Here is a 12,891-nt window from a genome sequence, read left to right as displayed (position 1 = left end):
ACGATGAGCGGCGCGGCAGCGACGAGCGGTGGGGACGGGCGGCACCCGGCGGACAGCCACGACCTGATCCGGGTGCACGGGGCGCGGGTGAACAACCTGAAGGACGTCAGCGTGGAACTGCCCAAGCGCAGGCTGACGGTGTTCACGGGGGTGTCGGGTTCGGGCAAGAGCTCGCTGGTGTTCGGGACGGTCGCGGCCGAGTCGCAGCGACTGATCAACGAGACGTACAGCGCCTTCGTCCAGGGCTTCATGCCTTCGCTGAGCCGTCCCGAGGTGGACGTGCTGGACGGCCTGACCACGGCGATCATCGTCGACCAGCAGCGGATGGGCGCCGACCCGCGCTCGACGGTCGGCACCGCGACGGACGCCAACGCGATGCTGCGGATCCTGTTCAGCCGGCTCGGCGACCCGTACGTGGGGCCGCCGCCCGCGTTCTCCTTCAACGTGCCGACGGTGCACGGCGCGGGGGCGGTCACGGTGGAGCGCGGCGAGGGCACGAAGACCGAGAAGCGGACGTTCGGGCGGGCGGGCGGCATGTGTCCGCGCTGCGAGGGACGGGGCAGCGTCTCGGACATCGACCTGGGGCAGCTGTACGACGGCTCGAAGTCGCTGAACGAGGGCGCGCTGACCGTTCCCGGGTACAAGTCGGGCGGCTGGAACCACCGGCTGTACACCGAGTCCGGCCTGGTCGACCCGGACAAGGCGATCGACGCGTACAGCGAGCGGGAGCGGCACGACTTCCTGTACCGCGAGCCGACCCGGATGAAGATCGCCGGCATCAACATGACCTACGAGGGCCTGGTGCTGCGGATCCAGAAGTCGATGCTCAGCAAGGACCGGGCCGCCCTGCAACCGCACATCCGCGAGTTCGTCGACCGGGCCGTGGCCTTCGCCGCCTGCCCCGGGTGCGACGGCACCCGGCTGAGCGCGGACGCCCGCTCCTCGAAGATCCGGGGCCTCTCGATCGCCGACGCCTGCGCCCTGCAGATCAGCGACCTCGCCGACTGGGTGCGGGAGTTGGACGAGCCGACGGTCGGGCCGCTGCTGGCCTCGCTGGGCCAGGTGCTGGACTCGTTCACCGAGATCGGCCTCGGCTACCTCTCGCTGGACCGCCCGGCCGGGACGCTCTCCGGCGGCGAGGCGCAGCGGGTCAAGATGATCCGGCACCTGGGCTCCTCGCTGACCGACGTCACGTACGTCTTCGACGAGCCGACCACCGGGCTGCACCCGCACGACATCCAGCGGATGAACGGGCTGCTGCGGCGGCTGCGCGACAAGGGCAACACGGTGCTGGTGGTCGAGCACAAGCCGGAGACCATCGCGATCGCCGACCACGTCGTCGACCTCGGCCCGGGCGCCGGCTCGGCGGGCGGCCAGGTGTGCTTCGAGGGCAGCGTGGACGGGCTGCGCGCCAGCGGTACCGTCACCGGCCGGCACTTCGACGACCGGGCCGCACTCAAGCCCGAAGTCCGCGCGCCCAAGGGCGTGTTGGAGATCCGCGGGGCGGACGCGCACAACCTCCGCAAGGTCGACGTGGACGTGCCGCTGGGCGTGCTGACGGTGGTCACCGGTGTCGCGGGCTCCGGAAAGAGCTCGCTGGTGCACGGCTCGCTGGTGAGCGGCGCGGCGCTGGTGGGCGGGGCCGTCCCGGAGGGGGTGGTGGCGATCGACCAGAGCCCGATCCGGGGCTCCCGGCGCTCCAACCCGGCGACGTACTCGGGCCTGCTGGAGCCGATCCGGAAGGCCTTCGCGAAGGCGAACGGGGTCAAGCCGGCCCTGTTCAGCGCCAACTCCGAGGGCGCCTGCCCGACCTGCAACGGCGCGGGCGTGGTCTACACCGACCTGGGCATGATGGCCGGGGTCGCGACGGTCTGCGAGGAGTGCGAGGGCAAGCGCTTCCAGGCCGCGGTGCTGGAGTACCGGCTCGGCGGCCGGGACATCGCCGAGGTGCTGGCGATGTCGGTCGACGCGGCGGAGGAGTTCTTCCGCGACGGCGACGCCCGCACCCCCGCCGCGCACACCGTCCTGAAGCGCCTCTCCGACGTCGGCCTCGGCTACCTGACCCTCGGCCAGCCCCTCACCACCCTCTCCGGCGGTGAACGCCAACGCCTCAAGCTGGCCGCCCAGATGGCCGAGAAGGGCGGCGTCTACGTCCTGGACGAGCCCACCGCCGGCCTGCACCTGGCCGACGTCGAGCAACTCCTCGGCCTGCTGGACCGGCTGGTCGACTCCGGCAAGTCGGTGATCGTGGTCGAGCACCACCAGGCGGTGATGGCGCACGCCGACTGGATCATCGACCTCGGCCCCGGCGCCGGCCACGACGGCGGCCGGATCGTCTTCGAGGGCACCCCCGCCGCCCTGGTCGCCGACCGCAGCACCCTGACGGGGCGGCACCTCGCCGAGTACGTCGGAGCCTGACGGGGGCGGTGTCGCGACACCGGTGTCACCGCATCGGTGTCGCGACATTTGTGTTGCGACATCCGTGTTGTGACATCCGTGTCGCGGCACTGATGACGTGACACCGATGTCGCGACACCGATGTCAGATCACCCATGCCGTGTCATCGATGACGTGCCATCGATGTCGCGGCACGAATGTCGCGACATCGGTGTCGCGGCAACAATCGGCCACCGCCCCGACGCCATCCGTGACGCTCCATCACTCCTCCGCATCACCTCGGCAAAGTTTTCGTCCCGGGCCGGAAATCCCCACGACAGCGCGGCGGTCCCGCCCGAGAATGACAGCGATCTTCACGGGGGAACGGCTTCACTGCGCACGACGGAGTACGGGGAGAGGGCATGACCACGGAAATCCCGCTGACGGAGCTGGACGACGCGCTGTGGGAGGGGCTGGAGACCGCGCACTGGTCGAGCCCGGCGACGATGGTGCCCCGGGTGCTGCACCGGCTGGCCGTGGCCGGGCGGGAGGCCAGGCCGGAGGACTGCGAGCTGCTGCACTGCCTCGTTCCGGAGCCGGGACGGCCGGTGCCCTCCGCCGCGCCGGTCGCGGTGCCGCTGCTGATCGTCCTGGCCCGTGACCCGGGCATGGGGGCCGTCCGCGCCCCGCTGACCCTGCTGCTCGCCCGCCTGCTGCGCGCCGACTCCGGGCTGGCCGCACGGCACCGCGCGGAGACCCTGCCGCTGCTCACCGACCCCGACCCGGCGGTCCGGCGGTCCGCGCTGCTGCTCGCCCCGGACCCGAACTGCCTGCTCGGCCTGTGGCGCACCGAGACCGACCCGTCCGTCCGGCTCTCCCTGGTCCGCGCCCTCGGGATGACCGGCACCACCGGCGCCCGGGCCGTCCTCGCCGAGACCCTGACCGAGGACCACCCCGCGCTGTACCTCGCCGCCGTGCACGCCTCCGCCGTGCTCGACCCGGACCTTCCAGCCCGCCACCTGACCCGGGTGCTCAGCCTGCTCACCGACCCGTCGCTGCGCGCGCGCTTCGACGACGTCTGGTACGTCCCGCACCGCTCCGACCCGCTCACCCGCGAGCACCTGCTCTGGGCGACCTACGGCCTGCTCTCCCCCCACCCCGAGTTGCAGGCCGCCTTCCCCGGCCACCTGCTCGCCGCGGCCGAGCGCACCGGCGACGAGGTGCTCCGCCGCGAGGCCGTCCTGCTGGCCCGGCACCACGCGGCCTGACACTCGACCCGAACCCCGCCCGCCCCCGCCCCCGCCCCGGACCGGCCCCCGCCCCCGACCGGCCCCGGCCCTGTCCCGCACCCCGGCGGCGGCCCTCAGGCCTCCGGGGGCCGCTCCGCCGCGAGCGCGAGGGCGGTACGCAGACGGGTGAGGCGGGCGATCTCGGCGTCCAGGGCGGCCAGTCGGCGGCGGACGATCGGACCGCCGGAGGGGTTGCCGCCGCAGCGGCGGGCGGGGTCGGCGAGCAGCAGGTCGACGGCTTCGGCGTGGCCGCGCAGGTCGGCGAGGGTGAGGCCGAGGGCGAGCAGGCCGCGGATCACCCGGACCCGGGCGACGTCCGTCTCGCCGTAGACGCGCTGCCCGCTGGAGCTGCGGACGGGCGCGGGCAGCAGACCGCGCTGCTCGTACAGGCGCAGCGCCCTGGGTGTGGTGCCGGCGGCGGCCGCCGCGTCCCCGATCCGCATGCCCGTGCGTCCTCCCCGTGTGGTGCCACCTGGCGGGCGGTGCAGCCCGTGGGTGGTGGAACCCCGTCCGCCGTCCGGGAATTCCGGTTACAGCTCGACCAGGACGGTGCCGAAGTGGCGGCCCTCGATCATCTCCTGGAACGCCCGGGGCGCCTGGTCGAGGCCGCTGACCCGGGTGTGCGGGAAGGTGATCCGGCCGTCCCGCAGCCACTCGGCGAAGCGGGGCAGCCAGCCGGCCTGCGCGGCGGCGTGGCCCTCGGCGCCGTGGCCGGTCAACCTGACGCCCTTGACGATGAGTTGGAAGGCGTCCAGGCGCAGCGGCACGACCGGGGCGGGGGTGTCGGCGAGCTGGCCGGACAGGACGCCGATCAGGGAGGCGCGGGCGCCGGGGCGGGCGGCGGCCAGGGCGGCTTCGGCCTGGTGGCCGCCGACGGTGTCGAGCAGGACGTCGATGCCGTCGGGCGCGGCCTCGGCGAGCCGCTCGGCGAAGCGTTCGGCGCGGCCGGGGTCGGTGCCGCCCGTGCGGTCGTCCACCAGGACGGTGTCGTAGCCGAGCCGGCGCAGCCGTTCGGCCTTGGCCGGGGAACCGGTGGTGCCCAGGACGGTGCCCGCGCCGAGCAGCCGGGCGGTCTGGCCGGCCAGGGTGCCGACGGCGCCGGCCGCGCCGGTGACCAGGACGGTCTCGCCGGGCCGGACGGGCGAGGTCAGGGCGAGCGCCCCGTAGCCGATCGAGCCGGGCGCGAGGTAGGCCGCCGGGTCGGGCAACAGGCCTGCCAGCGGGGTGAGTTCGGCCGGTTCGGCGACCGCGTACTCGCGCCAGCCCTGGACGTGGCCGACCAGGTCGCCGGTGTGCAGCCCGCTGTCGGCGGGGGCGTGCAGCACCTCCCCGACGGCGGGCCCGAACAGCGTGCCGCCGGTCGGGACGGGCGGGAACGGGGTGCCCGGCGGGGTGTCGCCGAGCAGCGTCGCCAGTCCGGGGTAGAGCAGGAACCACCGGTTGCGCAGCAGGACCCGGCCCTCCCCCGGCACCGGCGCGGGCACCTCGGCTACGGCTAGGTCGGCGGCGACCGGGCGGCCCTGCGGGCGGCGGGCGAGTCGGATCTCGCGGACGGTTTCGGGCACACTCATGCCAGGCTCCTCGGGGAGTCGCGGACGGGAAGTGCCGGAACGCTAGCCCCTGACCCGCGGGTCAGGGTCAAGTCCGCCCGGCCGGAGGAGACGGAACGGAACGGGGCGGGACGTGGCAGGGGTACGGGTGCGCGCCGGTCGGCCGGGGGACGCCGCCGGGCTGGTGCGGCTGGCCGGGCAGGTCGAGCAGTGGTTCGGGCCGATGGTCGACGAGCCGGGCTTCCACGCCGCCGTCGAGGAGCAACTCGCGGGCGGCAGCGCCCTGGTGGCGACCGCCGCCGACGGGGACGGTCCGCTGCTGGGCGGTCTGCTGGTCGGCCACCACCCGCCGGTGTGCCACCTGCACTGGCTGGTGGTGGACGCCGCCGTCCGCGGTCTCGGCGTCGGCCGGGCGCTGGTCGCCGAGGCGCTGGCCCGCCGCCCGGACGGCGTCCGGACGGTCGAGGTGGTGACCTTCGGCGCGGACCACCCGGGCGCGGTGGCCAGTGGCGCCCGGGTGTTCTACGAGCGCCTGGGCTTCTCCCCCGCCGAGGCCGCCGATCCGGGCCCGGAGGGCGGCTCGCGCCAGGTCTACCGGCAGGCGCTCTGACGGCGGGCGCTCTGACGGCAGGCGCTCCGGCGGCGGGCGCCGCCCCGGCCACGTGCGGGCCGCCTGACCTGGGAAGACGGGCGTTCCCCTGTTATTGTGCGCCGATGTCAACGATCAAGCAGTTCCAGGTGACCTTCGACTGCGCGGAGCCCGCGCGCCTCGCCGCCTTCTGGTGCGAAGTACTGGGGTACGTCGTGCCGGCGGTCCCGGAGGGGTTCGCCTCCTGGGAGGAGTACCACCGCACGCTGCCGCCCGAGGACGAGGTCTACTTCGCGTGCACCGATCCCTCGGGCGTGGCCCCGCGGCTGCTCTTCCAGCGGGTCCCCGAGGGCAAGGTCGTCAAGAACCGGGTGCACCTCTGCGTGCGGGCCGGTGCCGGGCTGGTGGGTGACGAGCGGCTGGCCACCCTGGAGGCCGAGTGCGCGCGGCTGACGGCGCTCGGCGGGAAGCACGTGCTGACGCAGCGCGCCGACGCCGACAACGAGTCGTGCATCACGATGCAGGACGTCGAGGGCAACGAGTTCTGCCTCTCCTGATCCTCCGCCGCGACACCGGGGACGGCGGCGGCCCGGGCACGTCCGGCCCGGGCGGGGCGGCCCGGGCACGTCCGGCCCGGGCCACTGTCGGCGGTTGCTGGCAGGCTGGGCCGATGAGCGATGAACCCACCACCTCGCCGCAGAACTTCTCCCCCGCCTGGGCCGGCGCCGAGGGGCGCGCCGATCCGCCGCTGGTCGGCGACGAGCGGGAGGTGCTGCTCGCGTACCTCGACTTCCACCGCGAGACCTTCGCCCTGAAGTGCGCGGGCGTCCCGGCCGGCCGGCTGTCGGAGCTGCTGGTGCCGCCGTCGGGGCTGTCGCTGCACGGGCTGGTCCGGCACCTGACCGGGGTCGAGCAGTGGTGGTTGCAGATCCAGTTCGCCGGGGACGAGTCCGCGCCGCTGGTGTACTACTCGGACGAGGACCCGGACCAGGACTTCGAGCGCCTCGACGGCGACTTCGAGCAGGCCTTCGCCACCTGGCGCGCCCAGGTCGAGACCTCCCGCCGGATCGTCGCCGCCGCCCCCTCGCTGGACGCCACCGGCACCCACAAGGCCACCGGGCGGCCGGTCTCGCTGCGCCGGATCCTGGTGCACCTGCTCGCCGAGTACGCCCGCCACAACGGGCACGCGGACCTGCTGCGCGAGCGGGCCGACGGCACCACGGGGTACTGACGTCCGTCCCCGCCCGCCCGGGGCCCCCGGCCGGAAGCCCTCCCGGTCGGGGCTTCCGGCCGGGGGCTTCCCGGCGGGGGGTTGTAGCCTGGTGGGGTGCTCCTACTCGTCAGCCGTCGCCACGTGGACCTGCTCCGCGTCACGAGCATGTCCTGTCGACGCTCCGGCTGACCTCGTACCCCTCCTCCGGCCCCACGCCCCGCACCCGGGCGCGCGGGCTCCCGTCTCCCCCGGCCCCCGGCGCGACCCGCCGACCCCGCCGGAGGGCTTCACCACCGCGGACGCACCCCCATGACGCAGCAGCACCCCACCTCCCTCCCCGTGATCGACCTCTCGCTCGCCGACGGCACCCCCGCCGACCGGGCCCGCCTGCACGACGAGCTGCGCGCGGCCGCGACCGGCGTCGGCTTCTTCCAGCTGACCGGCCACGGCGTCACCCCGGCCGAGACGGCCGCCCTGACCTCCGCGATGCGGGCCTTCTTCGCCCTCCCCGAGGCCGACCGGCTGGCGATCAGCAACCTCAACTCCCCGCACTTCCGCGGCTACACCCGCACCGGCGACGAGCACACCGCGGGCCGCCGCGACTGGCGCGACCAGCTGGACATCGGCCCCGAGCTCCCCCCGCACGTCCCGGCCCCGGACGAGCCCGCGTACTGGTGGCTGGAGGGCCCCAACCAGTGGCCCGCCGCCCTCCCCGAGCTGCGCACCGCCGCCCTGCACTGGATCGACCGCCTGGACGGCGTCGCCCGCCGCCTGCTGCACGAACTCCTGGCCTCGATCGGCGCCCGCCCCGACTTCTACGACAACGCCTTCGCCCCGCACCCGCACCTGCACCTCAAGCTGGTCCGCTACCCCGGCAGCGCCCCCGCCGGCCCCCCGCAGGGCGTCGGCACCCACAAGGACTACGGCTTCATCACCCTGCTCCTGCAGGACAGCGTCGGCGGCCTCCAGGTGGAACGCCCCGACCGCACCTTCCTGGACGTCCCCCCGCTGGAGGGCGCCTTCGTCGTCAACCTCGGCGAACTCCTGGAGGTCGCCACCGACGGCTACCTCAAGGCCACCTCCCACCGCGTCGTCTCCCCGCCCGGCGCCCGCGAGCGCTTCTCCGTCCCGTTCTTCTACAACCCCCGCCTGGACGCCCACATCGCCCCGCTCGACTTCCCGCACGCCCACCACGCCCCCGGCATCACCCAGGACCCTTCGAATCCGCTGCACGCCGAGTTCGGAGCGAACGAATTGAAGGGGTACTCGCGGGCTCATCCTGCGGTCACCAGGCGCCACCACCCGGAGCTGCTCCCGCTGGGCTGACCGGCGCGGTCCGCCGAGGACGGATCAGGTGTCGTAGAGACCGTCCCACGGCGGGCCGAAGCCCAGGCCGTTCGGGTGGAACTCGGCCCGGTCGAACAGGTGCAGGACGGCGTGGCAGTGGTCGCCGTCGCGGGCCCGGGTCACGTGGGCGAAGAACCGGCCGCCGTCCCAGTGGCCGATGGTGTCGGTGTGGTGGCCGGGCTCGTGGGCGATCGGGACCAGGTCGGGGACTGTCATGGCGGGCATGCTGGCGTCCTGGTGTGACGGTGGAGGCGGGTGCGACACTTCCGGTGTCACAGGGGCAGCGAGGAGCGGGGTGTGGTGGACGGGCCGCGGTGGACGGTGGAGGAGCTGGCGGCCCGGGCCGGGGTGACGGTGCGGACGCTGCGGTTCTACGGGGCGAAGGGACTGCTGCCGCCGCCGGTGCTGGGGGCGCGGCGGGTGGGGTGGTACGGGGCCGAGCACCTGGGGCGGCTGGAGCTGATCGAGGAGTTGCAGCGGCAGGGCCTCACGCTGGCCGCGATCGAGCGGTACCTGGCACAACTGCCCCAGGACGTCGGCGAGTTGGACTTGGCGATCCACCGGGCGCTGGTGGCGTCCTGGACGCCGGAGTCGGCGGAGGCGGCGAGCCGGGAGCAGGTGGAGCGGCGGGCCGGGCGGGCGCTGTCGGACGCCGACCTGGACTCGCTGGTGGCGATGGGCGCGCTGCACCGCACCGGGGACCCGGAGGTGTTCGAGGTCGATCCGGGGCTGCTGCCGCTGGGGGTGCGGGTGCTGGACGTGCCGATCCCGCTGGAGACGCTGCTGGCGGCCCGGGCGGTGGTGCGGCTGCACAGCCGGGCGACGGCGCACGACCTGCACCGGCTGTTCCGGGACACGGTGTGGCGCCCCTACCGGGAGAGCGGCCCGGAGCCGGCCGAGCTGGAGCGGATGCGGGAGCTGACCGACCGGATCCAGCCGATGGTGGTGCAGGCGCTGGTGACGGCGTTCCAGCGCTCGCTGGCGGAGGAGCTGGCCCGCCCGGCGGAGTGATCCGGCGCACCGGCCCGGCCCCGGCCGGCGGGGCGGTCCGGGCCGCGCCACGAGGACGCGACCCGGCGGGGGCTAGTAGCGGCCGCCGCTCTCGGCGAGGGCGACCAGCGAGGCGGGCGGGGTGAAGCGTTCGCCGTAGGCGGCGGCGAGTTCGCGGGCGCGGGCGGTGAAGCCGGCCGGGCCGCCGGGGTAGCCGTTGACGTACTGGAGGACGCCGCCGGTCCAGGCGGGGAACCCGATGCCGAGGATGGAGCCGATGTTGGCGTCGGCGACCGAGGTGAGGACGTTCTCGTCGAGGCAGCGGATCGAGTCGATCGCCTCGCTGAACAGCATCCGCTCCTTCATGTCCTCGAACGGGATCTCGGCGCCGGCCCGCGCGAAGTGCTCGCGCAGGCCGGGCCAGAGCCGGGTGCGGCGGCCGTCGACGTACTCGTAGAAGCCCGCGCCACCGCTGCGGCCGGGGCGGCCGAACTCGTCGAGCATCCGGTCCATGACGGCCTCGCCGGGGTGCGGGGTCCAGCTGCCGCCGGACTCCTCGACGGCGCGGCGGGTCTCGTTGCGGATCTTCCGCGGCAGGGTGAGGGTGAGTTCGTCCAGCAGCGCGAGGACCTTGGCGGGGTAGCCGGCCTGGGCGGCGGCCTGTTCGACGGAGGACGGGTCGAGGCCCTCGCCGATCATCGCGACGCCCTCGTTGAGGAACTGGCCGATCACCCGGGAGGTGAAGAAGCCGCGGGAGTCGTTGACCACGATCGGGGTCTTGCGGATCTGCCGGACCAGGTCGAAGGCCCGGGCCAGCGCCTCGTCGCCGGTGCGCGGACCGCGGATGATCTCGACCAGCGGCATCTTGTCGACCGGCGAGAAGAAGTGCAGGCCGATGAAGTCGGCGGCCCGGTCGACGCCTTCGGCGAGCAGGCCGATCGGCAGGGTGGAGGTGTTGGAGCAGAGCAGCGCGTCGGGGGCGACGACGTGCTGGACCTCCTGGAAGACCTTGTGCTTGAGCTCGGGGTTCTCGAAGACCGCCTCGATGACGGTGTCGCAGCCGGCCAGGTCGGCGGCCTCGGCGGTGGGGGTGATCCGGGCCAGGAGGGCGGCGCGCTCGTCGGCGGTCATCCGGCCGCGCGCCACCTGCTTGTCCAGCAGGCCCGCGCTGTAGGCCTTTCCGCGTTCGGCGGCGGCCAGGGTGACGTCCTTGAGCAGGACGTCCAGGCCCGCCTTGGCGCAGGAGTACGCGATGCCCGCGCCCATCATGCCCGCGCCCAGCACCGCGACCCTGGCGGCTTGCCGCGGTGGCACCGAACCGGGGCGGGAGGCGCCGGAGTTGACGGCGTTCATGTCGAAGAAGAAGGCCTGGATCATGTTCTTCGAGGTGGGCCCGCAGGCCAGCTCGGTGAAGTACCGGGCCTCGATCGCGAACGCGGTGTCCACGTCGACCTGGCTGCTCTCCACGGCCGCCGCCAGGATGTTGCGCGGCGCCGGGTAGGGCGCGCCGTTCAGCTGCTTGCGCAGGTTCGCGGGGAAGGCGGGCAGGTTCGCGGCCAGCGCGGGGGTGCTGGGCGTGCCGCCGGGGATCCGGTGGCCCTTGGCGTCCCAGGGCTGCAGACTGGTCGGGTTGGCGGCGATGAAGGCCCGCGCCTTGGCGTCCATCTCCTCGGCGGTGGCGGCGAGTTCGTGCACCAGGCCGTGTTCCAGGGCCTGCGCCGGGCGGTACCGCTGGCCCTGCAGCAGCACCTTGAGCAGGGCGTCGGCGATGCCGAGCATCCGCACCGTGCGGACCACCCCGCCGCCGCCGGGCAGCAGGCCGAGGGTGACCTCGGGCAGGCCGATCCTGCTGCCGGGGGCGTCCAGCGCGATCCGGTGGTGGCAGGCCAGCGCGATCTCCAGGCCGCCGCCGAGCGCGGCGCCGTTGATCGCCGCGACCACCGGTCGGCCCAGCGTCTCCAGCCGGCGCAGGGCCCGCTTGATCCGCATCGAGTCGGTGAACACCCGCTCGGCGTCGGCGGGTCCGGCGGCGGAGAGGAGCTTGAGGTCGCCGCCGGCGAAGAAGGTCTTCTTCGCCGAGGTGACGATGACGCCGGTCAACTCCTCGGTGGCGGCGAGCCGTTCGACGACCCCCTCCAGCGCGTCGGTGAACGCGGCGTTCATGGTGTTGGCGGACTGGGCCGGGTCGTCGAGGACGAGGGTGACCACGCCGTCCTGGTCCTGCTCCCAGCGGATGGGGCTGCTCACGTCGGTCATGTCGTCGAAGTCCTTGGGTGAGTGCGTGAGGTGACGGTTGGTCAGGCGGTGACGCGCTCGATGACGGTGGCGATGCCCATGCCGCCGCCGACGCACAGGGTGGCCAGGCCGTAGCGCAGGTCGCGGCGTTCCAGCTCGTCGACCAGGGTGCCGATCAGCATCGCGCCGGTCGCGCCGAGCGGGTGGCCGAGCGCGATCGCGCCGCCGTTGACGTTGACCTGGTCGGGCCGGAAGCCGAGTTCGCGCATGAAGCGCAGCGCGACGGCGGCGAACGCCTCGTTGATCTCGACCAGGTCGATGTCGGCGGCGTCGAGTCCGGCCTTGGCGAGCGCCTTGCGGGTGGCGGGAGCGGGGCCGGTGAGCATGATGGTGGGCTCGGAGCCGGAGACCGCGGCGGAGACGATCCGGGCCCGCGGGGTGAGGCCGTAGCGTTCGCCGATCGCGCGCGAGCCGATCGCGACCAGCGCGGCGCCGTCCACGATGCCGGAGGAGTTGCCCGCGTGGTGGACGTGGTCGATGGACTCCACCCAGTGGTACTTCTGCAGCGCGACGGCGTCGAAGCCGCCGAGGTCGCCGATGTCGGCGAAGGACGGCTTCAGGCCGGCCAGCGACTCGACGGTGGTGCCGGGGCGGATGAACTCGTCGCGGCCCAGCACCACCAGCCCGTTGCGGTCGCGCACCGGCACCACCGAGCGGTCGAACAGGCCGTCCGCCTGCGCCTTCGCCGCGCGGGCCTGCGACTCGGCGGCGAACGCGTCCACGTCGGTGCGGGTCAGGCCCTCGATGGTGGCGATCAGGTCGGCGCCGATGCCCTGCGGGACGAAGCCGGTCTCGTACGCGGTCATCGGGTCGGCGAACCAGGCGCCGCCGTCGGAACCCATCCGGACCCGGGACATCGACTCGACGCCGCCCGCCAGGATCAGCTCCTCCCAGCCCGAACGGACCTTCGCCGCCGCCAGGTTGACGGCTTCCAGACCGGACGCGCAGAAGCGGTTCTCCTGCACGCCGGCCACCGTGTCGGGCAGTCCGGCGGCGATCGCCGCGACCCGGGCGATGTCGGAGCCCTGGTCGCCGATCGGGCTGACCACGCCGAGCACGACGTCGTCGATCGCGGCCGGGTCCAGGGTCGGGAACCGGCGGCGCAGTTCGTGGATCAGGCCGACCACCAGGTCGATCGGCTTGGTGCCGTGCAGGGAGCCGGTCTGCTTGCCGCGTCCGCGCGGGGTGCGGATCGCGTCGTAGACGTACGCTTCGGTGGTCACGGTGGGAACAGCCTCTCAG

General features: G+C 74.1%; 13 protein-coding genes. 8 read left to right on the top strand and 5 right to left on the bottom strand.

All coding sequences use genetic code 11. The features are described 5' to 3' along the window. The first annotated feature begins 3 nt into the window (after window positions 1–3). Window positions 4–2,418, top strand: a complete 2,415-nt coding sequence (locus ACZ3J7_RS03540; protein ID WP_465616374.1) for an ATP-binding cassette domain-containing protein — start codon at window positions 4–6, stop codon at window positions 2,416–2,418. 380 nt (window positions 2,419–2,798) lie between these two features. Continuing rightward, a complete protein-coding gene (locus tag ACZ3J7_RS03535) occupies window positions 2,799–3,644 on the top strand; it encodes a HEAT repeat domain-containing protein (RefSeq protein ID WP_465616372.1) in 846 nt (281 codons plus the stop codon). Between the two features lie 95 nt (window positions 3,645–3,739). Here the strand turns inward: ACZ3J7_RS03535 and ACZ3J7_RS03530 are convergent, their stop codons facing one another. Both ACZ3J7_RS03530 and ACZ3J7_RS03525 read right to left on the bottom strand, forming a co-directional pair. Then, window positions 3,740–4,108, bottom strand: a complete 369-nt coding sequence (locus tag ACZ3J7_RS03530) for a MerR family transcriptional regulator (protein WP_465616370.1) — start codon at window positions 4,106–4,108, stop codon at window positions 3,740–3,742. Between the two features lie 87 nt (window positions 4,109–4,195). Further along, a complete protein-coding gene (locus ACZ3J7_RS03525) occupies window positions 4,196–5,236 on the bottom strand; it encodes a zinc-binding dehydrogenase (protein ID WP_465616369.1) in 1,041 nt (346 codons plus the stop codon). A gap of 49 nt (window positions 5,237–5,285) precedes the next feature. Here ACZ3J7_RS03525 and ACZ3J7_RS03520 point away from each other — a divergent pair, with 49 nt between their 5' ends. From ACZ3J7_RS03520 to ACZ3J7_RS03500, 5 genes are all read left to right on the top strand, one after another. Next, a complete protein-coding gene (locus tag ACZ3J7_RS03520) occupies window positions 5,286–5,825 on the top strand; it encodes a GNAT family N-acetyltransferase (protein WP_465616583.1) in 540 nt (179 codons plus the stop codon). A gap of 104 nt (window positions 5,826–5,929) precedes the next feature. Next, window positions 5,930–6,361: a VOC family protein gene (locus tag ACZ3J7_RS03515; protein ID WP_465616367.1), complete on the top strand. Its 432-nt coding sequence runs from the start codon at window positions 5,930–5,932 to the stop codon at window positions 6,359–6,361. A gap of 113 nt (window positions 6,362–6,474) precedes the next feature. Further along, window positions 6,475–7,035 carry a DinB family protein gene (locus ACZ3J7_RS03510; protein ID WP_465616365.1) on the top strand — a complete coding sequence of 187 codons (561 nt, stop codon included), beginning with the start codon at window positions 6,475–6,477 and terminating at the stop codon, window positions 7,033–7,035. Between the two features lie 96 nt (window positions 7,036–7,131). Next, window positions 7,132–7,206, top strand: a complete 75-nt coding sequence (locus ACZ3J7_RS03505) for a putative leader peptide (RefSeq protein ID WP_354644872.1) — start codon at window positions 7,132–7,134, stop codon at window positions 7,204–7,206. Window positions 7,207–7,326: 120 nt separating this feature from the next. After that, window positions 7,327–8,343 (top strand): isopenicillin N synthase family dioxygenase, encoded by a 1,017-nt coding sequence (locus ACZ3J7_RS03500; RefSeq protein ID WP_465616363.1) that lies wholly within the window; start codon window positions 7,327–7,329, stop codon window positions 8,341–8,343. Window positions 8,344–8,367: 24 nt separating this feature from the next. On the opposite strand, the gene ACZ3J7_RS03495 is transcribed toward ACZ3J7_RS03500, so the two are convergent. Then, window positions 8,368–8,589, bottom strand: a complete 222-nt coding sequence (locus ACZ3J7_RS03495) for a hypothetical protein (protein ID WP_465616361.1) — start codon at window positions 8,587–8,589, stop codon at window positions 8,368–8,370. A gap of 75 nt (window positions 8,590–8,664) precedes the next feature. On the opposite strand from ACZ3J7_RS03495, the gene ACZ3J7_RS03490 reads away from it, so the two are divergent. Further along, the gene (locus tag ACZ3J7_RS03490) at window positions 8,665–9,375 is read left to right on the top strand and encodes a MerR family transcriptional regulator (protein WP_465616359.1); all 711 of its coding nucleotides are present in this window, start codon (window positions 8,665–8,667) and stop codon (window positions 9,373–9,375) included. A 72-nt stretch (window positions 9,376–9,447) separates the two neighbouring features. Here the strand turns inward: ACZ3J7_RS03490 and ACZ3J7_RS03485 are convergent, their stop codons facing one another. Both ACZ3J7_RS03485 and ACZ3J7_RS03480 read right to left on the bottom strand, forming a co-directional pair. Then, window positions 9,448–11,610, bottom strand: a complete 2,163-nt coding sequence (locus ACZ3J7_RS03485; protein WP_465616357.1) for a 3-hydroxyacyl-CoA dehydrogenase NAD-binding domain-containing protein — start codon at window positions 11,608–11,610, stop codon at window positions 9,448–9,450. Between the two features lie 41 nt (window positions 11,611–11,651). After that, a complete protein-coding gene (locus tag ACZ3J7_RS03480; protein ID WP_465616355.1) occupies window positions 11,652–12,872 on the bottom strand; it encodes an acetyl-CoA C-acetyltransferase in 1,221 nt (406 codons plus the stop codon). Window positions 12,873–12,891: the final 19 nt, after the last annotated feature.

The sequence above is a fragment of the Kitasatospora sp. NPDC015121 genome (genome assembly GCF_055562955.1).
Note: the sequence above shows the minus strand (reverse complement) of the source record. Positions and strands in the feature narration are given on the sequence as shown.

Bases quoted from the DNA above. Each gene is read 5' to 3' on its own strand.
- ACZ3J7_RS03540 (WP_465616374.1), top strand. From the start codon at position 4: ATGAGCGGCGCGGCAGCGACGAGCGGTGGGGACGGGCGGCACCCGGCG.
- ACZ3J7_RS03535 (WP_465616372.1), top strand. From the start codon at position 2,799: ATGACCACGGAAATCCCGCTGACGGAGCTGGACGACGCGCTGTGGGAG.
- ACZ3J7_RS03530 (WP_465616370.1), bottom strand. From the start codon at position 4,108: ATGCGGATCGGGGACGCGGCGGCCGCCGCCGGCACCACACCCAGGGCG.
- ACZ3J7_RS03525 (WP_465616369.1), bottom strand. From the start codon at position 5,236: ATGAGTGTGCCCGAAACCGTCCGCGAGATCCGACTCGCCCGCCGCCCG.
- ACZ3J7_RS03515 (WP_465616367.1), top strand. From the start codon at position 5,930: ATGTCAACGATCAAGCAGTTCCAGGTGACCTTCGACTGCGCGGAGCCC.
- ACZ3J7_RS03510 (WP_465616365.1), top strand. From the start codon at position 6,475: ATGAGCGATGAACCCACCACCTCGCCGCAGAACTTCTCCCCCGCCTGG.
- ACZ3J7_RS03500 (WP_465616363.1), top strand. From the start codon at position 7,327: ATGACGCAGCAGCACCCCACCTCCCTCCCCGTGATCGACCTCTCGCTC.
- ACZ3J7_RS03495 (WP_465616361.1), bottom strand. From the start codon at position 8,589: ATGCCCGCCATGACAGTCCCCGACCTGGTCCCGATCGCCCACGAGCCC.
- ACZ3J7_RS03485 (WP_465616357.1), bottom strand. From the start codon at position 11,610: ATGACCGACGTGAGCAGCCCCATCCGCTGGGAGCAGGACCAGGACGGC.